25 protein-coding genes and 1 tRNA gene are annotated in these 25,699 nt (G+C 65.9%); 13 read left to right on the forward strand and 13 right to left on the reverse strand.

The window, feature by feature from the left end; translation table 11 throughout:
• Positions 1–51 precede the first annotated feature (51 nt).
• The 3 genes from secB to ACZ5YA_RS24460 are packed head-to-tail and all read right to left on the reverse strand — an operon-like array spanning position 52 to position 1,351.
• Positions 52–582, reverse strand: a complete 531-nt coding sequence (gene secB, locus ACZ5YA_RS24450; RefSeq protein WP_059378188.1) for a protein-export chaperone SecB — start codon at positions 580–582, stop codon at positions 52–54.
• Between the two features lie 37 nt (positions 583–619).
• Positions 620–877, reverse strand: coding sequence for a glutaredoxin 3 (grxC, locus tag ACZ5YA_RS24455; RefSeq protein WP_054457721.1), 258 nt, complete (start codon positions 875–877; stop codon positions 620–622).
• A gap of 51 nt (positions 878–928) precedes the next feature.
• Entirely contained in the window at positions 929–1,351 is a 423-nt protein-coding gene (locus ACZ5YA_RS24460) for a rhodanese-like domain-containing protein (protein ID WP_059378185.1), read from the reverse strand.
• Between the two features lie 162 nt (positions 1,352–1,513).
• Between ACZ5YA_RS24460 and gpmA the strand changes: the two genes are divergently transcribed.
• The 7 genes from gpmA to ACZ5YA_RS24495 all read left to right on the forward strand — a co-directional run bounded on the left by gpmA (position 1,514) and on the right by ACZ5YA_RS24495 (position 9,672).
• Positions 1,514–2,266, forward strand: a complete 753-nt coding sequence (gene gpmA / locus ACZ5YA_RS24465; protein WP_059378183.1) for a 2,3-diphosphoglycerate-dependent phosphoglycerate mutase — start codon at positions 1,514–1,516, stop codon at positions 2,264–2,266.
• Between the two features lie 7 nt (positions 2,267–2,273).
• Complete coding sequence (locus tag ACZ5YA_RS24470; RefSeq protein WP_464091340.1) at positions 2,274–3,890, forward strand: murein hydrolase activator EnvC family protein; 1,617 nt, start codon at positions 2,274–2,276, stop codon at positions 3,888–3,890.
• 59 nt (positions 3,891–3,949) lie between these two features.
• Positions 3,950–5,395, forward strand: coding sequence for a S41 family peptidase (locus ACZ5YA_RS24475; protein WP_059378178.1), 1,446 nt, complete (start codon positions 3,950–3,952; stop codon positions 5,393–5,395).
• Entirely contained in the window at positions 5,392–6,147 is a 756-nt protein-coding gene (locus tag ACZ5YA_RS24480; RefSeq protein ID WP_059378175.1) for a HesA/MoeB/ThiF family protein, read from the forward strand. The genes ACZ5YA_RS24475 and ACZ5YA_RS24480 overlap by 4 nt, the downstream gene beginning before the upstream one ends.
• Before the next feature lie 105 nt (positions 6,148–6,252).
• A complete protein-coding gene (locus tag ACZ5YA_RS24485; RefSeq protein WP_118931687.1) occupies positions 6,253–7,440 on the forward strand; it encodes a GGDEF domain-containing protein in 1,188 nt (395 codons plus the stop codon).
• Positions 7,441–7,543: 103 nt separating this feature from the next.
• Positions 7,544–8,263 (forward strand): FadR/GntR family transcriptional regulator, encoded by a 720-nt coding sequence (locus tag ACZ5YA_RS24490; protein ID WP_118931594.1) that lies wholly within the window; start codon positions 7,544–7,546, stop codon positions 8,261–8,263.
• Positions 8,260–9,672, forward strand: a complete 1,413-nt coding sequence (locus ACZ5YA_RS24495; RefSeq protein WP_059378168.1) for an FAD-binding oxidoreductase — start codon at positions 8,260–8,262, stop codon at positions 9,670–9,672. The genes ACZ5YA_RS24490 and ACZ5YA_RS24495 overlap by 4 nt, the downstream gene beginning before the upstream one ends.
• Before the next feature lie 1,006 nt (positions 9,673–10,678).
• Here ACZ5YA_RS24495 and thiC read toward each other — a convergent pair.
• Positions 10,679–12,592 carry a phosphomethylpyrimidine synthase ThiC gene (thiC, locus tag ACZ5YA_RS24500; protein ID WP_059378166.1) on the reverse strand — a complete coding sequence of 638 codons (1,914 nt, stop codon included), beginning with the start codon at positions 12,590–12,592 and terminating at the stop codon, positions 10,679–10,681.
• A 371-nt stretch (positions 12,593–12,963) separates the two neighbouring features.
• On the opposite strand from thiC, the gene ACZ5YA_RS24505 reads away from it, so the two are divergent.
• Positions 12,964–13,527 (forward strand): SecDF P1 head subdomain-containing protein, encoded by a 564-nt coding sequence (locus ACZ5YA_RS24505; RefSeq protein ID WP_059378164.1) that lies wholly within the window; start codon positions 12,964–12,966, stop codon positions 13,525–13,527.
• Between the two features lie 110 nt (positions 13,528–13,637).
• On the opposite strand, the gene nadS is transcribed toward ACZ5YA_RS24505, so the two are convergent.
• The 3 genes from nadS to ACZ5YA_RS24520 form a co-directional block, all read right to left on the reverse strand.
• Positions 13,638–13,928, reverse strand: a complete 291-nt coding sequence (gene nadS / locus ACZ5YA_RS24510) for a NadS family protein (RefSeq protein ID WP_464091341.1) — start codon at positions 13,926–13,928, stop codon at positions 13,638–13,640.
• Between the two features lies 1 nt (position 13,929).
• The gene (locus ACZ5YA_RS24515) at positions 13,930–14,091 is read right to left on the reverse strand and encodes a hypothetical protein (protein ID WP_464091342.1); all 162 of its coding nucleotides are present in this window, start codon (positions 14,089–14,091) and stop codon (positions 13,930–13,932) included.
• A gap of 281 nt (positions 14,092–14,372) precedes the next feature.
• Complete coding sequence (locus tag ACZ5YA_RS24520) at positions 14,373–14,825, reverse strand: helix-turn-helix domain-containing protein (protein ID WP_059378162.1); 453 nt, start codon at positions 14,823–14,825, stop codon at positions 14,373–14,375.
• 79 nt (positions 14,826–14,904) lie between these two features.
• Between ACZ5YA_RS24520 and ACZ5YA_RS24525 the strand changes: the two genes are divergently transcribed.
• The gene (locus tag ACZ5YA_RS24525) at positions 14,905–15,615 is read left to right on the forward strand and encodes a response regulator transcription factor (protein ID WP_059378160.1); all 711 of its coding nucleotides are present in this window, start codon (positions 14,905–14,907) and stop codon (positions 15,613–15,615) included.
• Here the strand turns inward: ACZ5YA_RS24525 and proB are convergent.
• The 5 genes from proB to ACZ5YA_RS24550 all read right to left on the reverse strand — a co-directional run bounded on the left by proB (position 15,584) and on the right by ACZ5YA_RS24550 (position 19,754).
• On the reverse strand, positions 15,584–16,720 hold the full coding sequence (gene proB / locus ACZ5YA_RS24530; protein WP_059378159.1) for a glutamate 5-kinase: 1,137 nt from the start codon (positions 16,718–16,720) through the stop codon (positions 15,584–15,586). The genes ACZ5YA_RS24525 and proB overlap by 32 nt on opposite strands.
• Positions 16,721–16,776: 56 nt before the next feature.
• Entirely contained in the window at positions 16,777–17,913 is a 1,137-nt protein-coding gene (obgE, locus tag ACZ5YA_RS24535) for a GTPase ObgE (protein WP_059378158.1), read from the reverse strand.
• A gap of 191 nt (positions 17,914–18,104) precedes the next feature.
• A complete protein-coding gene (rpmA, locus tag ACZ5YA_RS24540; RefSeq protein ID WP_006216229.1) occupies positions 18,105–18,365 on the reverse strand; it encodes a 50S ribosomal protein L27 in 261 nt (86 codons plus the stop codon).
• Positions 18,366–18,399: 34 nt separating this feature from the next.
• Entirely contained in the window at positions 18,400–18,711 is a 312-nt protein-coding gene (gene rplU / locus ACZ5YA_RS24545) for a 50S ribosomal protein L21 (RefSeq protein WP_006216228.1), read from the reverse strand.
• A 284-nt stretch (positions 18,712–18,995) separates the two neighbouring features.
• Positions 18,996–19,754 (reverse strand): IclR family transcriptional regulator, encoded by a 759-nt coding sequence (locus tag ACZ5YA_RS24550; protein WP_280015693.1) that lies wholly within the window; start codon positions 19,752–19,754, stop codon positions 18,996–18,998.
• Between the two features lie 104 nt (positions 19,755–19,858).
• On the opposite strand from ACZ5YA_RS24550, the gene ACZ5YA_RS24555 reads away from it, so the two are divergent.
• The 4 genes from ACZ5YA_RS24555 to ACZ5YA_RS24570 all read left to right on the forward strand — a co-directional run bounded on the left by ACZ5YA_RS24555 (position 19,859) and on the right by ACZ5YA_RS24570 (position 24,689).
• Positions 19,859–21,022: a fumarylacetoacetate hydrolase family protein gene (locus ACZ5YA_RS24555; RefSeq protein ID WP_464091343.1), complete on the forward strand. Its 1,164-nt coding sequence runs from the start codon at positions 19,859–19,861 to the stop codon at positions 21,020–21,022.
• Positions 21,023–21,218: 196 nt separating this feature from the next.
• Entirely contained in the window at positions 21,219–22,184 is a 966-nt protein-coding gene (ispB, locus tag ACZ5YA_RS24560; RefSeq protein ID WP_054457702.1) for an octaprenyl diphosphate synthase, read from the forward strand.
• A gap of 132 nt (positions 22,185–22,316) precedes the next feature.
• Positions 22,317–22,393 (forward strand) — tRNA-Pro (locus tag ACZ5YA_RS24565).
• A gap of 160 nt (positions 22,394–22,553) precedes the next feature.
• On the forward strand, positions 22,554–24,689 hold the full coding sequence (locus tag ACZ5YA_RS24570; protein ID WP_464091344.1) for a laminin G domain-containing metallophosphoesterase family protein: 2,136 nt from the start codon (positions 22,554–22,556) through the stop codon (positions 24,687–24,689).
• Positions 24,690–24,728: 39 nt separating this feature from the next.
• On the opposite strand, the gene ACZ5YA_RS24575 is transcribed toward ACZ5YA_RS24570, so the two are convergent.
• Complete coding sequence (locus ACZ5YA_RS24575) at positions 24,729–25,694, reverse strand: LysR family transcriptional regulator (protein ID WP_280015699.1); 966 nt, start codon at positions 25,692–25,694, stop codon at positions 24,729–24,731.
• Positions 25,695–25,699 lie beyond the last annotated feature (5 nt).

Below are 25,699 nucleotides of genomic sequence, written 5' to 3' on the forward strand. Positions count from 1 at the left end.
CAAGCCGAAGGCGCGGCGTGGGGGCTCTTTTCATGGGGCGCCGCGGCTGCTTTACTGGCGGGTCGCGCCGGGGGGCAGGATGATGCCCGAGTCGCTGCCATTGCCGTTGGCGGCGCTTTGCTGCTGTTGCAGCTCGGCCAGGCGTTGCTCGTAGAGGGCCTGGAAGTTCACTTCGGTCAGGTGCAGCGGCGGCATCGAGGTGCGGGTGATCGCATCGGCGATGTTGGCGCGCAGGTAGGGGTACAGCATGGTCGGGCAGACGATGCCCAGCAGCGGGTCGAGCTGTTCTTCGGGGATGTTGGCGGCCTCGAAGATACCGGCTTGCGTGCCTTCGACCAGGTACACGACCTTCTCGTTGATGCGGGTGGTGACGGTGACGGTGACCGTGGTTTCGAACACGGTTTCAGCCAGGCGTTGGCCGCCCACGGTGATGCTCACCTCGACCTGGGGCGCTTCCTGCTCCAGGAAGACGTGGGGCGCGTTCGGCATTTCCAGCGAAAGGTCTTTCAGGTAGACGCGCTGCAGATTGAACGAGGGCGCGTTGCCGCCTTCTTGCTGGGAGTTTTGGTCTTGATCAGCCATGAGTGTTTCCGTTGGTGGGAGGGGCAAAAAGGGGCGATTAGCTGGCCAGCATGGGGGCAAGGCCACCCGAGCGGTCCAGGGCCATCAGGTCGTCGCAACCGCCGACATGGGTATCGCCGATGAAGATCTGCGGGACGGTGCGCCGGCCGGTGCGTTCGATCATGACGTCGCGTTGGGACGGGTCCCGGTCGATCTGGATGATTTCCAGGTCGGTCACGCCGCGCTGCTCGAGCAAGGCCTTGGCGCGGGCGCAATAGGGACAATAGTCCTTGCTGTACATGACGACTTTATTCATGGGCGCTCCTGTGAGTACAAGAATAGGTAGATGGGGGCGAGGCCCCAGGCTTCAACCCTTCTGGGTCACGGGCAGGCTGGCCGCCGACCAGGCGCGCATGCCGCCTTCCAGCGGCACGACGTCGGCGAAACCCTGGGCGCGCAGCTTGGCGGCGGCGCGGGCCGAATCGCGGCCATTGTCGCAAACCACGACCAGCGGCTTGTTCTTGGGCAGCGAGGCGGCTTTCTGCTCCAGATCGGCCGCCGGCACGTTGCGGGCCTGGGCGATGTGGCCGGCCTGGAACTGTTCGGCGGGACGGACGTCGACCCATACGGCCTGGCGCTGGTTGACCATCTGGATGGCCTCGGTCGTGCTCACGGCCGAACCGGTGCGGCCTTTGCGCAGGGCGGGGATGGCCAGCATGATGCCGGAGATCACGGCAACGGCGACGATGAAGACGTTGTTTTTATCGATCAAGAATTGCAAAAGGTCCACGGGGCATCCTGAAGTGCGGCGACTAGCCTGGTATAGGCAAACCCTGATGCGCCGCGCCGCGGAAATGGGCGGGTGCGCCGGGGCAAAATCAAGGGCAAAATCGCTCAATTATAAAATGAGCGCATTCCTTCACTTTAACCCGCGTTACAAGCGTCCCAAATCATGCACAAACTCGTTCTGATGCGCCACGGCGAAAGCCAGTGGAATCTGGAAAACCGCTTCACCGGTTGGACCGACGTCGACCTCACCGAGACCGGCCGCGAACAGGCCCGCAAGGCCGGCGAACTGCTCAAGAAAGAAGGCTACACCTTCGACCTGGCCTACTCGTCGCTGCTCAAGCGCGCCATCCGCACCCTTTGGATCGCCCTGGACGCCATGGACGCCATGTACACCCCGGTCGGCGTGACCTGGCGCCTGAACGAACGCCACTACGGTGCGCTGCAAGGCCTGAACAAGGCTGAAACCGCCGCCAAGTACGGCGACGAGCAAGTGCTGGTCTGGCGCCGCGCCTACGCCATCGCCCCGGAGCCGCTGGCCCTGGACGACGAGCGCCATCCGCGTTTCGACAAGCGCTACGCCAAGGTGCCGGCCGACCAGCTGCCCGCCACCGAATGCCTGAAGGACACCGTGGCTCGCGTGCTGCCGTTCTGGAACGAATCCATCGCCCCGGCCATCCGCGCCGGCCGCAATGTCCTGATCGCCGCCCACGGCAACAGCCTGCGCGCCCTGATCAAGCACCTGGACAACGTGTCGGACGAAGACATCGTCAACCTGAATATTCCCACCGGCCAGCCGCTGGTGTACGAATTGGATGATGACCTGCGCCCGATCCGCCACTATTATCTGGGCGATGCCGCCGAGATCGAGGCGGCCATGGCTGCGGTGGCAGCCCAGGGCAAGGCTAAGAAGGACTGATATTCCTATGCGTCGCGCGGCAGGGTTGTTGTTGGCGGTCATGTTGACCGGTGGAGCGCTGTCGGCTCGCGCCGCGCCCAATGACCTCGCCGGCCGCCAGTCCGACGCGGAAAAGCAGCAGGCCGCCTTGCGCGACCGCATCGAGAACCTGCAAAAGGATATCGATGACCGCGAGGCTGCCCGCAAGGAAGCCGCCGACGCGCTCAAGCAGTCCGAGTCGGCGATTTCCAAGATCAACCTGCGCCTGCGGGAGCTGGCCGAGGCCAACCGTCAGGCGCAGGCCGACCTGACCGGCCTGGAAAAACAGATCGGCGCCCAGCAGGTGGTGCTGGCCAAGCGCCGCACCGAACTGGCCGAACAGCTGCGCACCCAGTACACCAGCGGCCTGTCACCCTGGACCGCCCTGTTGTCCGGCGACGATCCCCAGGTGCTGGGGCGCAACCTGGGCTATCTGGATTACGTGTCGCAGGCTCGCGCCAAGGCCGTGCAGGCCCTGCGCGAGGACATCGAGCGCCTGGCCGCCCTTCAGGGGCGCGCCGACGCCCGCCGCGCCGAAATCGAAAAAGTCGTGGCCGAGACCTCCGAGCAGAAGACCGCGCTGGTCGGTCAGCAGAAGGAGCGCGCCACGCTGCTGGCTCAGCTGGAAGGGCAGATCGCCGCCCAGCGTGCCGAAGCCAACAAACTGGGACGCGACGACCAGCGCCTGTCGCGGCTCATCACCGATCTGGACGCGGCCATCGCCAAGCAGATCGAGGACGCCCGCCGCGCCGAGGAAGCGCGCAAGCGGGCCGAGGAAGTGCGCCGCGCGGAAGAAGCGCGCCGCGCCGCTGAAGAAGCCAAGAAGCGCGCCGACGCCGAGCGCCGCGCCGCCGAAGACGCTCGCAAGAAGGCCGAGGCTGACCGCAAGCTCGCCGCCGACAACGCCAAGCAGGCCGCCGACAATGCCAAGCGCGAGCGTGACGCCCGCGATGCCCGCGATGCCGCCCAGGCGCGCGAACAGGTCGAAGCCGCCTCGCGCCAGAACCGCGGTCCCGTGGCGGTGGCCGACCCGGATGCCGCCGGACTGCGCCCGGCCGAGCAGAAGCAGTCGCGGCTGACCACGCCCGAACCGCCGCCTCAGGCCAAACCCGCGGAACCGCCCAAAAAGGCGGAACCTATAGAGGAAAAACCCGCTCCAACCCGTAGTGAGTCCGCTCAGCAGACCCAGACCGCGCGCGCCGCGCCGGTGGGCGGCGGCAACGGCTTGCGCCACGGGCTGTCCATGCCGGTGCGCGGCCAGGTGCAGGGGCGTTTCGGGGTCGACCGCCCGGACGGCGGCGTATGGCGCGGCGTGGTGCTGCGCGCGGCTGAAGGCACGCCGGTCAAGGTGGTGGCCCCCGGCACGGTGGTCTACGCCGATTGGCTGCGGGGTTTTGGCAACCTCATCATTGTGGATCATGGGCAGCAATACCTGACCGTCTATGCTTACAACCAAAGTCTGCTCAAACGGGTGGGAGATTCGGTGACGGGTGGCGATACCATCGCCACGGTCGGGGCGACCGGCGGCCAAGTGGAATCCGGCCTATACTTTGAAATTCGCCATCGTGGCGCTCCTGTGGATCCGGCACAATGGCTGGCGCAGTAGATTGATGTCGTTGGTAATTACCAAACCCCATCGGCGAAAACAAAATTCGGGAAGTGTGCATGGGCACTCGTAAGTTTCGCGGTTTCGGTCTGATTGCCATCGGTGCGGTGGCTGGTGTGTTGCTCAGCGTAGGCGTGACTGCGGTCGCCCAGCGCGGCAGCCCTCTGCCACTGGACGAACTCAGGCAGCTGAGCAATGTGTTCGCCGCCATCAAGAACAACTACGTCGAGGCCGTCGACGACAAGACCCTGATCGACAATGCCATCTCCGGCATGGTGTCGAACCTGGATCCGCACTCGGCCTACCTGGACGCCGACGCCTTCCGCGAAATGCAGACGGCCACGCAAGGCGAGTTCGGCGGCCTGGGCATCGAGGTCGGCGCCGAAGACGGCTTCGTGAAGGTCATCTCCCCCATCGAAGATACGCCCGCGGCCCGCGCTGGCGTGATGGCTGGCGACCTCATCATCAAGATCGACGACACGCCCACCAAGGGCATGACGCTTAACGACGCCGTCAAGCTGATGCGCGGCGCGCCCAAGTCGCCGATCACGCTGACCATCATGCGCGCCGACCGTCCGCAGCCCATCGTGCTGAAGATCGTGCGCGACATCATCAAGGTGCGCAGCGTGCGCAGCAAGATGCTGGACAACGGCATCGGCTACGTCCGCGTCGCCCAGTTCCAGGAAAAGACCGGCTCCGACCTGGCCAAGCAATTGAAGGACCTCGGCGCCAAGGAAGCTCCCAAGGGCCTGGTGCTGGACCTGCGCAACGATCCGGGTGGCCTGCTGACCAGCGCCATCGGCGTGTCCGGCGCGTTCCTGCCGCCCGACTCGGTGGTGGTGACCACCGACGGCCGCACTCCCGACGCCCGCCATAAGTACCTGGCCACGCCTTCGGAGTACGCCCGCGGCGAAAGCAACTACCTGGCCGGCCTGCCGGCCTGGACCAAGACCGTGCCGATGGTGGTGCTGGTGAACGTGGGCTCCGCCTCGGCCTCCGAGATCGTGGCCGGCGCGCTGCAGGACCACAAGCGCGCCAAGGTCCTGGGCAACCGCACCTTCGGCAAGGGCTCGGTGCAGGTGATCCTGCCGCTGTCCGAAACCACCGCGGTCAAGCTGACCACCTCGCGCTACTTCACGCCCAGCGGCCGCTCCATCCAGGCCACCGGCATCGAACCTGACTACGTCGTCGCCGACACGGCCGAAGGCGACCTGTTCCGCCTGCCGCGCGAAGCCGACCTGCAGCGCCACCTGTCCAACCAGCAGACCGCCAACGAAGTGAAGTCCAGCGCCGGCGAAGATAACGCCGACCTGCCTGCCAAGGTGTTCGAATTCGGCGGCAAGGACGACTTCCAGCTGCAGCAGGCCTTGAACGTACTGGCCGGCAAGCCCGTGCAGAAGGGTTCGGCCCGCGCCCAGGCCAAGGCTGACGCCAAGGCCGGCGGCGGCACGCCCCAGCGCATGAAGATCACGCCGACCGGAGTCGAGCCCAGCAAGGACAAATGAACGACGAGCAACTGCTGCGCTACGCCCGCCATATCCTGCTCGACGAGCTGGGAATCGAAGGGCAGGAAAAACTGCTGGCGGCGCGTGTGCTCATCGTGGGGGCGGGCGGACTGGGTTCCCCCGCCGCGCTCTACCTGGCCACCGCCGGCGTGGGCGACATCACCCTGGCCGACGACGACGTCGTCGAGCTGAGCAACCTGCAACGCCAGATCCTGCATACCACCGCGAGCGTCGGCCGTCACAAGGCCGAGTCGGGGCGCGACATGCTGGCGGCCTTCAATCCGCAGACCCGTGTTCATGCCCGCGTCGAGCGGCTGGAAGGCCAGGCCCTGTCCGACGCCGTCGCCCAGGCAGACCTGGTGCTGGACTGCACCGACAACTTCGCCACCCGCCACGCCATCAATCGCGCCTGCGTGCAGCACCGCAAGCCGCTGGTGTCGGGCGCCGCGATCCGCTTCGACGGCCAGGTCAGCGTCTATGACCTGCGCGACGACAACGCGCCCTGTTACCACTGCCTGTTCCCGGAAGCGGACGACGTCGAGCAAGCCAATTGCGCCACGATGGGCGTGTTCGCCCCGGTCGTGGGCATCATCGGCAGCATGCAGGCCGCAGAGGCCCTGAAACTGCTGTCCGGGGTGGGCGAAAGCCTGTCGGGCCGGCTGTTGTGGCTGGACGTGCGCACCATGCAATGGCGCAGCGTCAACGTCCAGCGCGACCCGGAATGTGCCGTCTGCGGCCATCGCGGGCACTGATTTCCTGCCCGGGATTGGCCCCGCGGACAATATAAAACGCTTGTAATACCTGCTATAACGCCAGCCAGCCTACCCGAAAGCGGGTAGATGGCCTGGGGTTACCGCGTGGATACAGCACTGAAGTTCAGTTTGCCCAAATGGCGCCTGACGCGTTGGCTGACGCATTCCGGGCACGATACCCCTGCGGACATCCGTTCGGCCCTGATCGCCAGCCTGTTCGGCACGCTGCCCATTTTCGCCGGCGGCGTCATCAACACCCTGATGATCTCCGGCGTGGTCGCCTGGCGCCGCCCAGAGCCGTTGTATCTGTCCTGGCTGGCGCTGGAGGTGGCGCTGGCGCTGGTCCGCGTGCTGATCCTGCGGTCCGCCTTGCGTGCCGCGGCCAAGGGCGGCAATACCCATACCGACATCTACATCCTGCTGGCCCTGTTGTGGGCGTTCAGCGTGGGCTATGGCGTCTTCGTCACTTTCATCAACGGCGACTGGCTGGCTGCCACCTTGGCCGGGGTGTCCTGCGGGGCCATGGCCGGCGGCATCTGCTTCCGGAACTACGGCGCGCCGCGGCTGGTCGGCGCCATGATCTTCCTGAGCCTGGGGCCGATGTGCCTGGGCGCGGCCTTTACCGGCGAATACGTCACGGCCATCGTCTTCATCCAGATCCCGTTCTATCTGGTCAGCATGAGCGTCGCCTCGCACCGGCTCAATCGCATCCTGGTATCCACCATGCTGGCCGAGCGCGCCAGCGAACGCCGCGCCAGCGAAGACGCGCTGACCGGCCTGGCCAATCGCGCCGGCCTGCAGGCCGCGCTGGAACGCGTCTGCACCAGCGCGCGCGGCCAGGACAGCTCCGCAGCGCTGCTGTACATGGACATGGACGACTTCAAGCTCATTAACGACACCTACGGCCATGCCGCCGGCGACCAGGTGTTGATGACCATCGCCCAGCGCATGCGCTCCATGCTGCGGGTGGATGACGTGGCGGCGCGGATCGGCGGCGACGAGTTCATCGTGCTGGTGACCGGCATCGACGCCACGGCCGCCCTGCGGCTGGGCGAGCACCTGCTGCACGACGCCTCCCAGCCGATCACCCTGGCGGATGGCACGCGGGTCAGCGTCGGCCTGTCGATAGGCATTTCCATCGTGTCCGGCGCCAACCGCAGCCCGGAAGCTGCCATGCATTCCGCCGACGCCGCCCTCTACCGCGCCAAGGCGCAGGGCGGCCGCTGCTGCGCCGTGGCGGGAGCGGACGAAGTCGAGAATACCGTGCCGGACGGCGAACCCGCCGTCGCCTGATCCACCGCGCCCGCGGCAGCCCATCAAGCTTGAAGCCGATCTGGAAGCGGCTTCTTTCTTGAAAGTTATCAGATAACCTGAGAAGTGTGCCTATAATGCCCGGATGCTGACCAAGAGCCTCACCTTGACCGAACAGGTCGCCCGCCAGATCGCCGCCGACATCGCCGGGGGCGCCTATCCCATTGGCGCCAAGCTGCCGGCGGGCCGCGTGCTGGCTGAGCAATACGGCGTCAGCGCCGCAGTCATCCGCGAAGCCACTGAACGGCTGCGCGCCCAGGGCCTGATCCAGAGCCGGCAGGGGTCCGGCAGCACCGTGCTGTCGCGCACCGGCGCACAGGGCTTCCAGCTATCCGCCGGCATCGCCGTGGACCGCAAGCAGCTGGCCGGGGTCTACGAACTGCGCATGGAGCTGGAAGGCGGCGCGGCCGCGCTTGCCGCGCTGCGACGCGACGATGCGGACCTGGCCGCCATGGCGAGCGCCCTGGCCGACCTGGAATCGCATCTGGACGACCCGGAGCAGGGCGTGGAACACGACATCGCCTTTCACCGCGCCATCGCCGCCGCCACGCACAACAGCTGCTACCAGGACCTGCTGCAGTATTTGAACCTGCAGCTCAGGCTGGCGGTCAGCACCGCGCGCAGCAATAGCCGGCTGCAAGCCGGCCTGACGGCCGCCGTGCACCAGGAACACGTGGCCGTGTTCGAGGCCATCCGCGCCCGCGATCCCGAACGGGCGCGGCACGCCGCGGCCCGCCATCTGCAACAGGCGGCCAGCCGCCTGCAACTCGATCTCCTCTCTCCCGCCGCAAGGCAGACATCATGAGCGCATCCGACTTTACGCAACGCCTGGTCCAGGCCCTGGGCCCTGACACCGTCATCACCGCCGAGGCCGACATCGCGCCCTGGTTGTCCGACTGGCGCGGCCTGTACAAGGGCAACGCGCAGGCGGTGGTGCGCCCGCGCACGACCGCCGAGGTCGCCACCTGCCTGGCGCTGTGCCAGGAGGCAGGCGTGCCGGTGGTGCCGCGCGGCGGCAACACCGGCCTGTGCGGCGGCGCCACGCCGGATGCCGCCGCGGGCAACGTGGTGCTGAGCCTGGACCGCATGAACGCCGTGCGCTCCATCGACACCATCGCCAACACAATGGTGGCCGAGGCCGGCGCCATCCTGGGCAACTTGCGCCGCGCCGCGCAGGACGCTGGCCGTCTGCTGCCGCTGAGCCTGGCGGCGGAAGACTCCAGCCAGATCGGCGGCAACGTCGCCACCAACGCGGGCGGCGTGAACGTGGTGCGCTACGGCATGGCGCGCGAACTGGTGCTGGGCCTGGAAGCCGTGCTGCCCACGGGCGAGATCTTTCACGGCCTGCGCACGCTGCGCAAGGACAATACCGGCTATGACCTCAAGCAATTGCTGATCGGTTCCGAAGGCACGCTGGGCGTCATCACCGCCGTTGCCTTGCGCCTGTTCCCGCGCACCGACGTGCGCTCGGTGGTGCTGGCCGCCGTCGAATCGCCGATGCAGGCGCTGCAACTGTTCGAGATCCTGTTCGAGCAATGCGGCGCGCGGCTGCAGGCATTCGAATACTTCTCGGGCGATTGCCTGGACCTGGTGCTGACGCATGCCGCAGGCGTACAGGAACCTTTTGCCCAGCGCTATCCGGCCTATGTGCTGGTGGAGCTGGCGGACACGGCCGACGAGGCCGCGCTCAACGGCCTTGTTGAAAACGTGATCGGCACGGCGCTGGAGCGTGGCCTGTGCCTGGACGCGGCCGTTTCCGCATCGCTGGCGCAATTGCAGGCGCTATGGAAGCTGCGCGAGGAAATCTCCGAAGCCCAGCGTGCCGACGGCCCGCACCTGAAGCACGACGTGTCGCTGCCGATCGAACACATCCCCGCTTTCATGGAATCCGCCGAAGCGCGCGTGCGCGCGCTGTACCCGGACATCCGCCCCTTCATCTTCGGCCACTTCGGCGACGGCAACCTGCACTACAACCTGTCGCGTCCGGCGGGCGCCGACCGCGACTGGGTGGCGGTGCATGGGGCGGCGATCACGGACGCGGTGCTGGACGAGGTCAACCGCTATGGCGGGAGCATTTCGGCTGAGCACGGGATCGGGCAGCTGAAGCGGGATCATTTCCTGCATAGCAAGGATGCGCTGGAGTTGCGGTTGATGCGGGAAATCAAGGCTGTGTTGGATCCTGCGGGGATTATGAATCCTGGGAAGTTGCTGTAGTTTTTTTGGGGCGTTTTTGAGCGGAGCTTCGTGGGTGGTTCGTCGGTGTGCATGAGCGAAGCTTCGTAGGCCGCACGGCGGCGCTGGCGGTGTGGCGGCGAGCGCCCACGATTGCGGTCCGGAGCCTTCGCTCCGGACTGCCCCGTTGTCATCCTCGTCCAGGCCTTCGGCCTTCCCTTCGGATTCCCTCGGGCGCATCGAGGTTGCTCGCCGCCACACCGCCAGCGCCGCCGTGCTACCTGCGTCTTGGCCTGTTGCATCGCTAGAGCCGTGTTCAGTGGCGAGTCTTGCGAGGCCCGCTCATTGCGGCCGCCCGGGCGGCCGTAATGAGCATACGCGCTTGCGTGCGTCGTGAGGGGGGCGCTGGCGCGAATGCGGCGGGAGGCTTGCTAGTGGTCGTCGCCGTTTTGGGGGGAGGGGCGGTGATGGGCGGCGCGCGTTGGACAGAAGCTTGCGCACGCAGATCCTCTCGCGCGCGCCGCCCATCCGGCGGCGGAGTTGAAATGACGAACGTTTGGCGCCTCATGACGCTTCCGTGGGATGGGTGAAGCACCAAGCAAGAACCCCAGCGTCCAGCACAAGTAGCCCACGGCCGGACCCTTACGCACTCCCCCGTCCTGCCCACCTCCACGCACTCACCACCTGCGCGCAGCGTCATCACTGGACGCGAGACACCGCGTAAGCCCCCAAAGGCCGCCCGCGCGGCCGGCCGGGGGCGGGCCCCGCAAGATTCTCGCCCACCCCCACCGGTGGCGAAAACGCCAAGCACACAGCTCGTCCCGGCGACCGTGAAGATCCAACAGACAGAGCACGGCGCGGCAGCGGCCTGCCGGGCGCGGGGCGTCGATAAGCCCGAGGGAATCCGAAGGAGTCGCCGAAGGCGAGGACGAGGATGACGACGGGGCAGTCCGGAGCGAAGGCTCCGGACCGCAATCGTGGCCCCGCGCCCGGCAGGCCACTGCCGCGCCGTGCGTCTTAAGAACCAACACCCGTCAAAAGAACAACATCACTGCCGATGATAAACCTCGGCCCCCTTCTTAACGAACTCGATGGACTTCTCCTCCATCCCCTTCTGCAACGCGTCCTTCTCGCTAACCCCCTGAGCCGCCGCATAATCCCGCACGTCCTGGGTGATCTTCATCGAGCAGAAATGCGGTCCGCACATGGAGCAGAAGTGCGCCACCTTCATCGAATCCTTCGGCAGCGTCTCGTCGTGGAATTCCTTCGCCGTGTCCGGATCCAGCCCCAGGTTGAACTGGTCGTCCCAGCGGAATTCGAAGCGCGCCTTGGACAGCGCGTTGTCGCGGATCGCCGCGCCCGGATGGCCCTTGGCCAGGTCTGCCGCGTGGGCCGCGATCTTGTACGTGATGATGCCGTCCTTCACGTCCTTCTTGTTCGGCAGGCCCAGGTGTTCCTTCGGCGTCACATAACAGAGCATCGCCGTGCCGTACCAGCCGATCAACGCCGCGCCGATGCCGGAAGTGATGTGGTCGTAGCCGGGAGCGATGTCGGTGGTCAGGGGGCCCAGCGTGTAGAACGGCGCCTCGTGGCAATGTTCCAGCTGCAGCTCCATGTTTTCCTTGATCATCTGCATCGGCACGTGGCCCGGGCCTTCGATCATGACCTGTACGTCATGCTTCCAGGCCACCTGCGTCAGCTCGCCCAGGGTCTTCAACTCGGCGAATTGCGCTTCGTCGTTGGCGTCGTAGCCCGAGCCCGGACGCAGGCCGTCGCCCAGCGAGAAGCTGACGTCGTAGGCCTTCATGATTTCGCAGATTTCCTCGAAGCGCTCGTACAGGAAGCTCTCCTTGTGGTGTGCCAGGCACCACTTGGCCATGATCGAGCCGCCGCGCGAGACGATGCCGGTCATGCGGTCGGCCGTCATCGGAATGAACGGCAGGCGCACGCCCGCGTGGATCGTGAAATAGTCCACGCCCTGTTCGGCCTGTTCGATCAGCGTGTCGCGGAAGATCTCCCAGGTCAGGTCCTCGGCCTTGCCGTCGACCTTCTCCAGCGCCTGGTAGATCGGCACGGTGCCGATCGGCACGGGCGAGTTGCGGATGATCCATTCGCGCGTTTCGTGGATGTGCTTGCCGGTGGACAGATCCATGACCGTGTCGCCGCCCCAGCGGATCGCCCAGGTCATCTTTTCCACTTCCTCGCCGATGCCGGAGCTGACGGCGGAGTTGCCGATGTTGGCGTTGATCTTCACCAGGAAGTTGCGGCCGATGGCCATCGGCTCCACTTCAGGGTGGTTGATGTTGGCGGGGATGATGGCGCGGCCGCGCGCGATCTCGTCGCGCACGAACTCGGGCGTGATGGCCGCGGGAATGGAGGCGCCGAAGGACTGGCCCGGGTGCTGGCGCAGCAGGCGCTTGACCATCTTCTCGCCGTCGGGGCCGCTGTCGCGCAGCGTCTGCAGGTAGTGTTCGCGGCGCAGGCTCTCGCGGATCGCCACGTATTCCATTTCCGGCGTGATGATGCCGCGGCGCGCGTAATGCATCTGCGACACGTTGGCGCCGGACTTGGCGCGGCGCGGCGGACGCTGCAGGTCAAAGCGCATGGCCGTCAGCTTGGGATCGGTCAGGCGTTCCTTGCCATAGTCGCTGGTCGGACCCGACAGCACTTCCGTGTCGCCGCGCTCTTCGATCCAGGCGCGGCGCAGTTCGGGCAGGCCGCGGCGGATGTCGATCTTGGCTTCGGGGTCGGTGTAGGGGCCGCTGCAGTCGTAGACGGTGAGCGGCGGATTCTTCTCGCCGCCGAACATCGTCGGCGTATCGTCCTGCTCGATCTCGCGGAATGGCACGCGGATGTCGGGGCGCGAGCCCACTTCATACACGCGGCGGGATTTGGGCAGCGGTGCGACGGCCGCCGCGTCGACTTCGGCGGTAGCGGCCAGGAATTTGGGATTGGCGTTCATGGAAAGCTCCAAGCGAGTGGTTGGAGCCGATCGGGAAGGAATTCCCGCCGCGCGCGCAAAGACGCATGGCGGGAATACGGCTCCCAGCATCGGCATTATCCGTACTGGTACGAAGGGACTCTCTCAACACGTCCGGCCATGTAGGCGGGACGAGTACCCCTGCGCGAAAGCGAAGTATAGAGGCTGGCGCGCGTTCCGACGAATCGCGTGGCTGCTGCGCCGTGTCAGCCGGAGCAGGCGGCAGCTGGTATTACCGCTTTACAATTGGATTCAGACTGGGGCGACACTGTCATTCAGGTTCGGTACACTTTTCCAGTGCCGGGGATGGAGTGCATCGCCTGGTCTTAGTCCACATTAAGAAGGAAACGAGCATGCAACTGACCCTACGCAAATTGGCGCCCGCCCTGGTAGTCGTGACGTTGGCGCTAGCGGGTTGCAAGACCGCCCCGACTAAGACGTCTGGCGATACCGCCACGCCGCAAGCAGGCCAAGAGGCCGCCAAGCCCGCCGCCGCCGCGGCCTCAGTGGACTTCTACCTGGCGCAGAAGCAGCCCGGCGCCGGCATGCGCGAAATCAACCTGCCCGACGGCAAGCTCTACATGCAGACGGTGCCCGTCCTGACGCGCGCAGATCTCACCGACGCCGCCGCGCTGGTCGACCGCCAGGGCCAGAACTTCGTCGGCCTGCGCTTCTCGGAAGCCGGCGCGCGCAAGCTCAATGACGTCAGCACGAAGAACGTCGGCAACATGCTGGCGCTCGTGATCGACCAGGAACTGGTCGCCGCCCCGCTCATCGGCGAACCGCTGAACCGCGGCGTGCTGGCCTTCGGTGTGGCCTCGGCCCAGGCCGCCTCGGAAATCGCCGCCAAGATCCGCGGCGACGCCGCCGTGCCGCCGGCTGGCGGTGCTGCTCCGGCTCCCGCTGCCAAGCCCTGAGCGAGGCTAGCGGCGAAAAGCCCGGCAATGCCGGGCTTTTTTACGTTCGCGCACGATGCGTGGGAGGAGGATTGATGAGGGCTTGGCGTCTTTTGCGCGGCCCCGTGTGCCTAACGGTGCAAGGCGCGTAGCGCGATCTCAGGCTCGTTGGCCACGACTTTCAGCAGAGCGGCAGCCGGTCCGGTAGGGACCCGGCGCTTTTGCTCCCAGTTTTGCAGGGTGCGAACGCTGACCTGCAACGCCGCCGCAAACTCAGCTTGAGACAGCTTGGTCTGTTCGCGCACCTGCTTCACGTCCAGAGGATCGAGCGTGGATATCCTCGAAGGACGCGTCTCTCCCTTGCGTATCGCTGCCGCTTCTTTGAGGCTTGTCTTCAAATCGGCAAGTAACTGCTTGTTCATTTCACAAGTCCTTTACCAGCGCCCGCAGTTCAGAAAGTTCCGCTGCGCTCAGGTTGTCCCGCACGCTCTTTGGGTAGGCCAACAGCATCAGAATCTGGTCGTCATCGGTGAGCCAGTAATAGATCACCCGTATCCCATCGCTCTTGCCGGTTCCCGGCCGCATGCGGGATCCTCCAGCAGCATCGCTGCAATTCTCGATAGCCTTCATCGGGCAGCAGGGAGGTGATTTGCCGGGTAAAGACGCTGGTTTCTATGAAAACCATGATTGGTTTGTACGCCAATGGCGTAGTCGAAGTTGCACGTAATACGCAAGCGGCGGCGCGAAAAATCGCCGACCACTGTACGTGCTTTATCGAGTGGCAGGGGAGCTACTGCGCGATTTCTGTCACTGGGATGCGCTTGGCGGACGTGAGCTTGCGCGAGGCCCGCAAAGGCTGCCCGCGATCAGCCCAGCTTGCGGCCGCGCGTTTTGGCGCCGCGGCGGATGAGGATGGTTTTTTCGATGTAGGCCTGTGTGATCGATTCAAGGATCACGCGGTCGTCGGCCGTGAGCGATTCGAACAGCGAAGGCGAAATATTCGGGAAGGGCCAGGGCGCCATCGGACGCGGCCGACCGCCGGGGCGCGGTACGGGTTCGGCCACGCCGGGCGCGGGCAGCGTGTTGCTGAGGTCGTAGCCTTCCACGGGAAGTTCCAGCGGGCCCTTGCCGGTTTCCAGCCATTCGACCTCGACCTTCAGGACCTGTGCCAGCTTGCGGGCCGAGCGGCTTGAGTGCCGCAGGCCGCTTTCGTAGCTGCCGATGGCGCTTTGCGAAATGCGCGCCAGACGAGCGAGGTCTTTCTGCGTGTGGCCACGCAGCAGGCGCGCATGCTTCAGTCGGTCTGAGAATGTTTTCACACCGGCGATTGAAGCTTGCTGGTCACGCGCTTTGGTGGTTATAAATATTACTTAAGTGATATTTATCAAAGGTGAGCGCATGGAGCAACGAGGCAGCGTCTTCGTCGTACGGCTCGACGCAAGGGCGGACGAGAATTTCGCCGAGGCTTTGCGTCTGTTGCGTTGGCAGGTCCGCGTGTTCGATTCGTCCGCTGCCGTATTGGAACACTTGCAGGCGCAGGGCGCTGATGCCCTGGTACTTTTGGGAGGTACTCAGGGAGTGCCAAGCCTCATTGCCATGCTGCGCCGGGCGGCGCCCGCTATGGCGGTGCTGTGGCAGGCCGCAGATGTCGACGCGTCCGATCGCATCGCCGCGCTGGATGCGGGCGCGGATGTCTGTACCGCTGCAGGTATGGACGCGTTGGAATGGGATGCCCTGCTGCGCAATCTGTATCGGCGCGCGCCGTCCACCGCCTTGCCTTGGAGGCTAGACCCGCACGCCGGCGCGCTGGCGGGGCCGGCTGGCGAGTTTCTGCCGTTGACGGTCACCGAGCGCGCTTTTTTTGTCCGCTTGTTGAGCGCGCCGGGCTATTGCCTGCGCCGCGAATGCTTTTTCCCTGCGGGTACGCGCAAAGCCCTGGATGGGGCGCGGCGGGTTGACGTGCTCTTGTCGCGGCTGCGCAGCAAGGCGCGCCGCCTCAATATCGACTTGCCCGTGCTCGCGGTGCGGGGGTGGGGCTACATCCTGCTGCCCCAAGGCGCAGCAAGCATGCAGGGTCTTAGAGCACTACCAGGTTATCCCGATGCATGAGCTCGGGTTCGGTCATGCTGCCCAGAATGCGCGCGATCTGCGACGAAGGCTGGCGCAGGATGCGGCGAGTGTCGGCCGATGAGTAGTTGATCAGGCCGCGGGCGCATTCGCGGCCCTGGCCATCCACGCAGGCGACCACGTCGCCGCGGCCGAACTCGCCTTCCACCTCGGTCACGCCGATGGGCAGGAGGCTCTTGCCCTCGCGCAGCAGCGCCTGCACGGCGCCGTCATCCAGCACCACACGTCCGCGCAGGCGCAGGTGATCGGCCAGCCACTGCTTGCGCGCGGACCACACGGGCAGCACGGCGCGCAGTTCGCTGCCGATGCACTCGCCCTGGGCCAGGCGCGTGAGCACGTTGCGCTCGCGGCCCGACGCGATGACGGTATGCGCGCCGCTATGCGCCGCGCGCTTGGCCGCCAACACCTTGGTCAGCATGCCGCCCGTGCCGATGCCGCTGCCCGCGCCGCCAGCCATGGCTTCCAGCGCGGGGTCGCCAGCCTGGGCGTGCGACATGAACTTGGCGTCAGGGTTCTTGCGCGGATCGGAGTCGTACAGGCCGCGTTGATCCGTCAGGATGATCAGCGTGTCGGCTTCGATCAGATTGGTGACCAGCGCGCCCAGGGTGTCGTTGTCGCCCAGGCGGATTTCGTCGGTGACGACCGTGTCGTTCTCGTTCACGATCGGCACCACGCCCAGGCGCAGCAGCGCGAACAGCGTGCTGCGGGCGTTCAGGTAGCGGTGGCGGTCGGCCAGGTCTTCGTGCGTCAGCAGGATCTGGGCGGTGCGCAGGCCGTATTCGGCGAAGGCCGCCTCGTAGGCCTGGCACAGGCCCATCTGGCCCACGGCCGCGGCCGCCTGCAGTTCGTGCATCACCGATGGGCGTTTGCGCCAGCCCAGGCGCGCCATGCCTTCGGCGATGGCGCCGCTGGAGACCAGCACGATCTGCTTGCCCTGCTTGTGCAGGGCGGCGATCTGCGCGGCCCAGTGCGCCACGGCGGCGCGGTCCAGGCCTCGGCCTTCGTTGGTGACCAGCGACGAGCCGACTTTGGCGACGAGACGCTGGGCGTTGGTGACGACGGAAACGACAGGTGTTTCAGCAGACATGATGGCGGCCGGCTGCGGCGAGAAAAAGGCGTAATCGTAAGGACTGCGATTATGGCTTATTCGTCGTCGCCGCGCGGCGCGGGGCGCTGGTCGGCGGTCGAGCGCTTGTCGTCGAAGCGCGGGTCCGGCGCGACATAGTTCTCTTCGGCCTGGTCTTGCGACAGGTGTTCCTTTTCGCGCTCGGCGTCCAGGTAGTCCTGCAGCGCGTAGATCAGGTCTTGCGTGCCTTCGCCCGACAGGCCGGAAATACCGAACACCGGACCCTTCCAGTCGTAGAGTTCAAGGAAGCGGCGCTTGGTGTCCTCGGGGTCGGGCACCATGTCCAGCTTGTTCAGGACCAGCCAGCGCGGCTTGGCGGCCAGTTCCGGATCGTAGCGGCGCAGTTCCTCGACGATGGCGCGCGCGTCGACCACGGCCTGCTCGACGGGATCCGCGTCCGGGTCGGGCGTGGACACGTCCACCAGGTGCAGCAGCACGCGGGTGCGCGCCAGGTGGCGCAGGAACAGGTGGCCCAGGCCGGCGCCTTCGGAGGCGCCTTCGATCAGGCCGGGAATGTCGGCCACGACGAAGCTGCGCGACGGCGAGGTGCGCACCACGCCCAGGTTGGGGTGCAGCGTGGTGAAGGGGTAGTCCGCGATCTTCGGCTTGGCATTGGAAATGCGCGTGATCAGCGTGGACTTGCCGGCGTTGGGCAGGCCCAGCAGGCCCACGTCCGCCAGCACCTTCAGTTCCATGCGCAGGTAGCGGTGCTCGCCTTCCTTGCCGGGCGTCCATTGGCGGGGTGCGCGGTTGACGCTGGACTTGAAGTGGATATTGCCCATGCCGCCCTGGCCGCCGGCGGCCAGCACGACTTTTTGTTCGTGCTGGTTCAGGTCGAACAGGACTTCGCCGGTGTCGGCGTCATGGATGATGGTGCCCACCGGCACGCGCAGCGTGATGTCCGGCGCGGCCGCGCCGTACTGGTCCGAGCCGCGGCCGTTTTCGCCGTTCTTGGCGCGGTGCAGGCGCGCGTAGCGGTAGTCGATCAGCGTGTTGATGTTGCGGTCGGCCACCGCGAAGATGGTGCCGCCGCGTCCGCCGTCGCCGCCGTCCGGGCCGCCTCTGGGAATGAACTTTTCGCGGCGAAAGCTCGCCACGCCATTGCCGCCTTTGCCGGCGACGACTTCGATGGTGGCTTCGTCTACGAATTTCATGATGTCCGCGCGTGTAGTGGTAAGGAGTGGGGCGGGGCCGTCATTCGGCGCCGCCGGGAGGCAGGGGCCGGAACCGTCCGGCTGCTGCCCGAAATCTGGAAAAGCTTAAAACAAAAAAGCCCTGCCGCATGCGACAGGGCTTTTGCCGTTCTGGAACGCGGCGAACCGCGTTGCTGACCGTGCTGGTCCGATTACTCGGCAGCGACGATCGAAACGGTCTGCTTGTTCAACGCGCCCTTGAAGCCGAATTGAACCTTGCCGTCGATCAGCGCGAACAGGGTGTGATCCTTGCCCATGCCGACGTTCACGCCAGCGTGGAAGCGCGTGCCGCGCTGACGCACGATGATCGAACCAGCGGGAATCAATTCGCCGCCGAATGCCTTGACGCCCAGACGCTTCGATTCTGAGTCGCGTCCGTTCCGCGTAGAGCCGCCGCCCTTTTTCTGTGCCATGTTTAGCTCCTGCTAAGTGGTACCGAGTCGCTTCTTAAGCCGTGATGGCTTCGATGCGGATTTCGGTGTAGTTCTGACGGTGGCCCTGACGCTTCTGGTAGTGCTTGCGACGGCGCATCTTGAAGATCTTGACCTTGTCGTGGCGGCCTTGCGCAAGAACCGTTGCCTTGACCACGGCGCCGGAGACGAGGGGCGTGCCAACTTTCAGTTGGTCGCCTTCGCCCACGGACAGCACTTGGTCCAGGGTGATTTCTTGCCCAATGTCTGCCGGTATCTGTTCTATCTTGAGTTTTTCGCCAGCGGCAACGCGATACTGCTTGCCACCGGTTTTTACGACCGCGTACATGGGGGATTCCTTAAATAGGTAAATGGGTCCATCTGCGCTGCCTGCCCTGCTGGGCGGGATTGCCGCTCTGGCGGGGCGCTTTCTTCTCCTGGCGCCAGAGCCTGGCGGAAGAAAAAAGGCCTTGATGCCTGGGAAAGTTGAACCTTCCTTGGCACCCAGAGGGGTGACGCAAATGCAACCGACGTAATTCGGGCATTGCTGACCGAATCCGGAATATTAGCCCGGGACTTTCAGAAAGTCAAAAAGCTGTTGCAGGCTAAGGGCTTAGGTGTCGCATGCGCGCTTCAAGCGCCGGGGATCACCCGCAGGGCGATGTCCCGCGCCACCCGCTGAATCCCGTCGATCACGTCGCGGCGGTGGGCTTCGTCCAGCCGGTCGGTGGGGATGGAGGTGCTGACGGCTACCCGCTTGCCCAGCGGCGTCATGCCCACGTAGGCGGCATAGCAGACCAGGCCGGTCGCCACTTCCTCCAGATCCTGCGCGAGGCCCGTGCTGCGCACCTGTTCCAGTTCCTGGTCGAGCGCGGCGCGGGTGGCGAGACTGCGTTCGGTGACGCGCGGCAGCGTATCCGGTACGCGGGCGGCCAGGTCTTCGGGCGGCAGGCTGGCCAGCAACGCCTTGCCCAGCGCGCAGGCGTGCGCCGGCAGGCGCAGGCCCAGGTCCGACACCAGCCGCACGGGGCGGCGCGCGTCCTCGCGGGCCAGGTAGACCACATCGAAGCCATCCAGCGTCGCCAGCTGCACCACTTCGTTGTGCCGCGCCACGAAAGCGCCCGCGGCCGCCTGGAATGCCGCTTGCAGCCCGTCCTGGCGCAGATAGGCATGGCCCAGCGCCATCAGTTCGATGCCGATGACATAGCCGCCATCCCGGCGCTCGATCCAGCGGCGCTGTTCCAGGCAATCCAGCAGCAAATAGAGCGTGCTGCGGGCGAGTTGGCAGGATTCGGCCAGTTCCGATGCCTTGACCGGCGTGTTGCGGCCGGCCAGCACTTGCAGGATGTCGTGCGTGCGGCGGATGGCGGGGACGTCGTGTACGGTAGCCATGCTCTATTTGTCCAATATATTGGACATAAATTCATGATGTTGGACATGATAATGGAAGTCTCCTAGACTGCCCCGCACATCATTCGAACAAGGCGAGGAGACTCATGGACCAAGCAAAGGCGCTGCCCGTCGATCTGGAACAGGCGTTGCTGGTGGGGCGGGTGTGGCGGCCGGGGCATGGCCCCTGCGTCGTGGCGGTGCGCCGCGGCGAAGTGATCGACATCACGGCGGCCGCGCCCACCATGGCGGACCTGCTGGACCGTCCCGACCGCGTGGCGCTCGCGGCCAGCGCCGCCGGCGAGTCGCTGGGCGACGTGCATGCCCTGATGGCAGCCAGCCTGGCAGGCCAGGAGGGCTTGCGCCTGCTGGCGCCTTGCGACCTGCAGCCCGTCAAGGCGGCAGGCGTCACTTTCGCCATCAGTCTGCTGGAACGCATGATCGAGGAAGAGGCCGGCGGCGATGCCAGCCGCGCCGAGGAAATCCGTGTCCGCATGCAGGCGCTGATCGGCTCGGACCTGTCCCGCCTGCGGCCGGGCTCGCCCGAAGCGGCCAAACTGAAGGCTGAACTGACCGAGCGCGGCCAGTGGTCGCAATACCTGGAGGTGGGGATCGGCCCGGACGCCGAGGTTTTCTCCAAGGCGCCGCCCATGGCGTCGGTGGGGACGGGCGCGCAAATCGGCGTATTGCCCGAATCCCGCTGGAACAATCCCGAACCCGAGATCGTGCTGGCGGTGGACAGCCGCGGCGAAATCGTCGGCGCCACGCTGGGCAACGACGTCAACCTGCGCGACATCGAAGGCCGCAGCGCCTTGCTGCTGACCAAGGCCAAGGACAACAACGGCTCCTGCGCCATCGGTCCCTTCATTCGCCTGTTCGACGGCGGCTTCAGCCTGGACAGCGTGCGTCAAGCGGATGTGTCCCTGCGCATCGAGGGCCAGGACGGCTTCGTGCTGGACGGCGTGAGCCACATGCGCGAGATCAGCCGCGATCCGCCGGACCTGGTGCGCCAGGCTTGCGGCAAGCATCACCAGTATCCAGACGGCTTCATGCTGTTCCTGGGCACCATGTTCTCGCCCACCCAGGACCGCATGGGCCCGGGCACCGGCTTCACCCACAAGCTGGGCGACCGCGTCGTGATCGCGTCCGAGCGCCTGGGCGCGCTGGTCAACGAAGTGCGGCTGGCCACCGAGATCGAACCCTGGACCTTCGGGGTGCGCGCGCTCTATGCCAATCTGGCCGGGCGCGGCCTGTTGCGGCAAGGGACCTGAGCCGTCGCCAGACGGCGCTGGGCGGGGAGGGCGCGCCGGGCGCCGTTCCTGTCGGCGATTCCGCCAGGATGACGGCTCGCGGTCCGTCACTCCCCGTATAATCCTTGGTCGAATCCTCCCGCCGTCTGCGGCGGGCCCAGCGGTAAGAGCCGGCGCGCGTTCGCGCCGCGGCTCGTTTCACTCTCCCGGATACGTCTTGAATCTCCCCGAGCTTGTTGCCCCCATTGCAGACGATATGAAAGCCGTCGACGCGGTCATCCGCGAGCGGCTGAATTCCGAAGTGGTCCTGATCCGCACGATCGGCGACTACATCATAGGCGCGGGCGGCAAGCGCATGCGCCCGGCCATGGTGCTGATGGTGGCGCGCGCGCTGGGCTACGAGGGCACGCACCACCAACTGCTGGCCGCCGTGGTCGAGTTCATCCACACCGCGACCCTGCTGCACGACGACGTGGTCGATGAATCCGACCTGCGCCGCGGCCGCGAAACCGCCAACGCGGTGTTCGGCAACGCCGCCAGCGTGCTGGTGGGCGACTACCTGTATTCGCGCTCCTTCGAGATGATGGTGGAAGCGAACTCGATGCGCGTCATGAGCATCCTGTCCGAAGCCACCACGGTGATCGCCGAGGGCGAGGTGCTGCAGCTGCTGAACGTGCACGACCCGGACGTCTCGCAGGAACGCTATCTGCAAGTGGTGCGCTACAAGACCGCCAAGCTGTTCGAGGCCGCAGCCCAGGTGGGCGCAGTGCTGGCGGGCGCCACCCCCGAGCAGGAAGCCGCCGCGGCCGCCTACGGCCGCCACGTCGGCACCGCCTTCCAGCTGGTGGACGACGTGCTGGACTACAGCGGCGACGCCGCCGCCCTGGGCAAGAACGTGGGCGACGACCTGCGCGAGGGCAAGCCCACGCTGCCGCTGATCCGCGTGATGGAAGTGGGCACCCCGGAACAGCAGCAACTGATTCGCGACGCGATCAAGACCGGCGACGCCGACTTCGCCGCCGTGGCCGCCGCCATCCAGGCGACGGACGCCCTGGAACATGCCCGCCAGGCCGCCGTGGCCGAGGCGGATCTGGCCCGAAAAGCACTTTCTGCTTATCCCATTTCCCCTTTTCAAAAATCTCTGTTAGAATTCTGCGCTTTCGCGGTGAACAGAGATCGCTAAGCGAATTAGGCGAAAAATCTGGGGAAACCCAGATGGGGAAACCCGGTGGCCTTAAGCGTGGCGGTTGATGAAAGCGAAAGATGATTTGGTTGCACTGAGCGCAGCGAAGTCAGTAGTAGTAGTAGTAAGACTCGGGGCGTAGCTCAGCCTGGTAGAGTACTGCGTTCGGGACGCAGGAGTCGGAGGTTCGAATCCTCTCGCCCCGACCACTCATGTGGTCGAATTCATGAAGGTGTTTCCCGACCCCTTTGGCTGAAAGCCGGTATCGCGCAAGCGTTGCCGGCTTTTTTGCATTTGCGTGTCGGACTCAGTCATCCCGCCGTCATTCCGCGTCTCTAGACTCCCGCCTTTTTCGAACAGGCAGCAGAGATGACGAAGGACAGCAAGCACGGCCAGGGTAATACGCAGATCGTGGAGCAGGTGGCGGATGCCTTGCCGCAGGCGCCCGACAACCGGCGGCGCAGCCTGCTGCGCGCGGGCTTGGGCGTGACGTTGTTGCCCATGGGCGGCAGTTTCCTGCTCAGCGGCTGCAACGGCGGCGGCGATGATGATGACGATGAAGGCGACGGCGGTATCGGCAAGCCCCAACCGGCCCTGGTGTCGAGTTTCGCGCTCGCGGTGCTGCCGGATACGCAGTTCTATTCGCGTTACGCCACCGACGCCGAAAATCAGCAGTTCATGCGCAAGTACGGCAGCGAGCCCTACCAGGCGCAGACGCGCTGGGTGGCCGAGCACGCCAAGGCGCTCAATATTCCGTTCCTGGTCCATCTGGGCGACGTGGTCGACCAGCAGGGCAAACCCGACCAGTGGAAGGTGGCCAGCGCCGCGATGAAGGTGCTGGAAGACGCCAAGGTGCCGTACTCGATCCTGGCGGGCAACCACGACGTGATCGTGGACCGCGACTATGTGGACGAGAGCAGCCAGTCGGCCAACACCGACGCGCAGCGCGACCTGGCCAAGGAACCCTACCTGCAGCACTTCAGCGTCACGCGCGCCAAGCAGCAGGCCACCTTCGGCGGCCGCGACGCCACCGGCTTTCACGAGTACCACGTATTCGAGGCCGAAGGGCAGAAGTTCCTGGTGCTGTCGCTATCCTGGCGCGCGTCGAACGACGCCCTGGCCTGGGCCAACCAGGTGCTGCGCGCCAATCCCACGCTGCCCGCCATCCTGATCAACCACCAGCTGCTGAACATCGACAAGGATGGCGTCAGCCCGCTGGAAGTTCCTTACGGCAAGATGCTGTGGGACAAGCTGATCCGCGACAACGATCAGATCTTCATGACGCTCAATGGCCACTACCACGGCGCCACCCGCCTGACCAAGACCAATGCCTACGGCCACGCGGTGGAGGAAATGGTGGTGGATTACCAGATGGCCTATCAGGGCGGCAACGGCCTGATGCGGCTGTACGAATTCGATTTGGGCAACAACGAGATCCGGGTGCTGTCGTTCTCGCCCTGGGTGCCGCAAAAGCCCAAGGACACGCTCAACGCGTTCGACCAGGCGGTGCTGACCACGCCCAACGAGCAGTTCACCATCAAGATGGACTTCGCCAGCCGCTTCTCCGGCTTCAACAAGACGTTCAAGGCCGCGGCTCCCTCGCACACCTCGCTGGTGGAACAGGCCACGGCGCTGATCCTGGCCAACTACACGGATCCCGCGACCGTCGAACAGAAGCCGGCCGCCGACAGCAATGACTATCCGCTGGTGGCGGGGACGCTGGCGCATTGGCGTTTCTTCGGCGGCAAGGCCGGCCTGCCCGTCAAGGTGGGTGAAACCGTCGCGGATCTGACCGGGCTGAATCCGATCCGCCGCGCCGCGCTCAACATCGACGGCGTGGCGGGCGCGCAGGAAGGCGACCTGGTCTGGTCGGACGATCATCACTACCTGTCCGCCGCGCCCGGTTCGGTGCGCTTCCTGAACACCGACAAGAACACCGCGCGCATGAGCTACTTCACCACTGAAGCGGCTGCGGCGATCAACAGCGCCACGGTGCCCAACGGCTACACGGTCGAGGCGTTCCTGAAGATCGACCGGGACTGGAGCGCGCAGAAGCACGCCTGGATGAACGTGATGACGCGCGACGGCAAGCGCGGCGACCTGGCGGGATTCAATGGCGGCGATCCGGAATCTCCGCCCCTGATCTTCGCCGTGTCCAGCCTGCGCGAGATCCAGTGGGAAATCGTGCCGGTCGTGGCCGGCGAGCGCGGCGGCAAGACCAACTGGTCGGGTGAGATCATTGCGGACAAATGGTTCCACGTCGCGGTGGTCAACGACGCCGACACGCACGAGACCATTCTGTACATCGAGGGCGCGCCGGTATTGCGCAACGTCAGCAATGCCCCCGGCCTGGCGACGCTGGCCGCCGACATGCCCTGGGTGATCGGCGCGGGTTCGTGGGACGGCGAGCGCGCCGACGGCTTCTTCGGCAGCATTGGCGAGATACGCATCGTGGACAAGGCGCTCAAGCCCGCGCAGTGGCTGACCGCGCGCCGCGTCGGCTAGCCTTTCATGCGGGGCGCGCGCCACGCGTCCCGCATGCGCTCAGCGCGGCGCCGCCGCGTCTGCAGCCTCGGCCCGCAGGCACTCGATCAGATCCCGCATCCGCGGCGACAAGTCCAGGCTGTTGTGCCGCACGATGCCCAGCGGGCCGAACACGGGCGGCAGTTCTATATCCAGGATGGCGATTTCGCGGCCGCCGGCGGCGTGCCGTGCGACGCAGCGGGGCAGCAGCGACAGCAGGTCGCTGTTGGCCATCAACATCATGTTGTTCAGGGCCGACGCTGATTCGATGCGTGAAGGCGGGTACAGGCCATGGCGCTGCAACAGCATGTCCAGACCGATGCGCGCCGGGCTGCCGCGCGGCGGCATGATCCACGGATAGGCCGCCAGTTGCGCCCAGGAAACCTGGGCTACATCCATCAGCGGATGTCCGCTGCGCGCGCACACGCACATCGGCTCTTCGTACAGCACTTGCGTCAGGGTGTCAGGCGTGCGTGCGGCTGCGCCCATGCGCGCGACCAGCAAGTCCAGTTTGCGGGTGTGCAGGTCCGGCATCAACGCTTCCAGTGAACCCTCGCGCACCAGCACATTGACGTTGGCCGTCTGCTGTTCGAAACGCAGCAGCGCGCGCGGCACCAGGTAAGCCGCTGCCGCGGAGTTGACGCCGACATGGATGGTTTCCACGTCGAGGTCGGGCGCGGCGGACCATTCGCCGCTCATGCGTTCCAGGTCGCCCAGCACCCAGCGCGCATGGCGGATCAGGGAGTCGCCGTGGGGCGTGGGGAAGGTGCCTTTGGGCGTGCGGTCGAACAGCCGCGCGCCGAGCATGTCCTCCAGTTCCGCGATCATGCGCGACACGGCGGGCTGGGTGGTGGCCATGCGTTGCGCCGCCATGCCCACGTTGTGGACTTCGTCCAGCAACAGCATGAGCTGCAGATGGCGCAGGCGCAGCCGGCCGCGCAGATACCAGCCTGGCTGCAGGGGAGCAGCGGAGTCGGGAGGGCTCATCTCTA

It is taken from the genome of Achromobacter sp. JCM 18799 (genome assembly GCF_055395645.1).

What these genes read in the sequence shown, in the direction of transcription:
- secB (WP_059378188.1), bottom strand. Translation starts at nt 582, where the DNA reads ATGGCTGATCAAGACCAAAACTCCCAGCAAGAAGGCGGCAACGCGCCC.
- grxC (WP_054457721.1), bottom strand. Translation starts at nt 877, where the DNA reads ATGAATAAAGTCGTCATGTACAGCAAGGACTATTGTCCCTATTGCGCC.
- gpmA (WP_059378183.1), top strand. Translation starts at nt 1,514, where the DNA reads ATGCACAAACTCGTTCTGATGCGCCACGGCGAAAGCCAGTGGAATCTG.
- ACZ5YA_RS24470 (WP_464091340.1), top strand. Translation starts at nt 2,274, where the DNA reads ATGCGTCGCGCGGCAGGGTTGTTGTTGGCGGTCATGTTGACCGGTGGA.
- ACZ5YA_RS24475 (WP_059378178.1), top strand. Translation starts at nt 3,950, where the DNA reads ATGGGCACTCGTAAGTTTCGCGGTTTCGGTCTGATTGCCATCGGTGCG.
- ACZ5YA_RS24480 (WP_059378175.1), top strand. Translation starts at nt 5,392, where the DNA reads ATGAACGACGAGCAACTGCTGCGCTACGCCCGCCATATCCTGCTCGAC.
- ACZ5YA_RS24490 (WP_118931594.1), top strand. Translation starts at nt 7,544, where the DNA reads ATGCTGACCAAGAGCCTCACCTTGACCGAACAGGTCGCCCGCCAGATC.
- ACZ5YA_RS24495 (WP_059378168.1), top strand. Translation starts at nt 8,260, where the DNA reads ATGAGCGCATCCGACTTTACGCAACGCCTGGTCCAGGCCCTGGGCCCT.
- thiC (WP_059378166.1), bottom strand. Translation starts at nt 12,592, where the DNA reads ATGAACGCCAATCCCAAATTCCTGGCCGCTACCGCCGAAGTCGACGCG.
- ACZ5YA_RS24505 (WP_059378164.1), top strand. Translation starts at nt 12,964, where the DNA reads ATGCAACTGACCCTACGCAAATTGGCGCCCGCCCTGGTAGTCGTGACG.
- nadS (WP_464091341.1), bottom strand. Translation starts at nt 13,928, where the DNA reads ATGAACAAGCAGTTACTTGCCGATTTGAAGACAAGCCTCAAAGAAGCG.
- ACZ5YA_RS24515 (WP_464091342.1), bottom strand. Translation starts at nt 14,091, where the DNA reads ATGCGGCCGGGAACCGGCAAGAGCGATGGGATACGGGTGATCTATTAC.
- ACZ5YA_RS24525 (WP_059378160.1), top strand. Translation starts at nt 14,905, where the DNA reads ATGGAGCAACGAGGCAGCGTCTTCGTCGTACGGCTCGACGCAAGGGCG.
- proB (WP_059378159.1), bottom strand. Translation starts at nt 16,720, where the DNA reads ATGTCTGCTGAAACACCTGTCGTTTCCGTCGTCACCAACGCCCAGCGT.
- obgE (WP_059378158.1), bottom strand. Translation starts at nt 17,913, where the DNA reads ATGAAATTCGTAGACGAAGCCACCATCGAAGTCGTCGCCGGCAAAGGC.
- rpmA (WP_006216229.1), bottom strand. Translation starts at nt 18,365, where the DNA reads ATGGCACAGAAAAAGGGCGGCGGCTCTACGCGGAACGGACGCGACTCA.
- rplU (WP_006216228.1), bottom strand. Translation starts at nt 18,711, where the DNA reads ATGTACGCGGTCGTAAAAACCGGTGGCAAGCAGTATCGCGTTGCCGCT.
- ACZ5YA_RS24550 (WP_280015693.1), bottom strand. Translation starts at nt 19,754, where the DNA reads ATGGCTACCGTACACGACGTCCCCGCCATCCGCCGCACGCACGACATC.
- ACZ5YA_RS24555 (WP_464091343.1), top strand. Translation starts at nt 19,859, where the DNA reads ATGGACCAAGCAAAGGCGCTGCCCGTCGATCTGGAACAGGCGTTGCTG.
- ACZ5YA_RS24570 (WP_464091344.1), top strand. Translation starts at nt 22,554, where the DNA reads ATGACGAAGGACAGCAAGCACGGCCAGGGTAATACGCAGATCGTGGAG.
- ACZ5YA_RS24575 (WP_280015699.1), bottom strand. Translation starts at nt 25,694, where the DNA reads ATGAGCCCTCCCGACTCCGCTGCTCCCCTGCAGCCAGGCTGGTATCTG.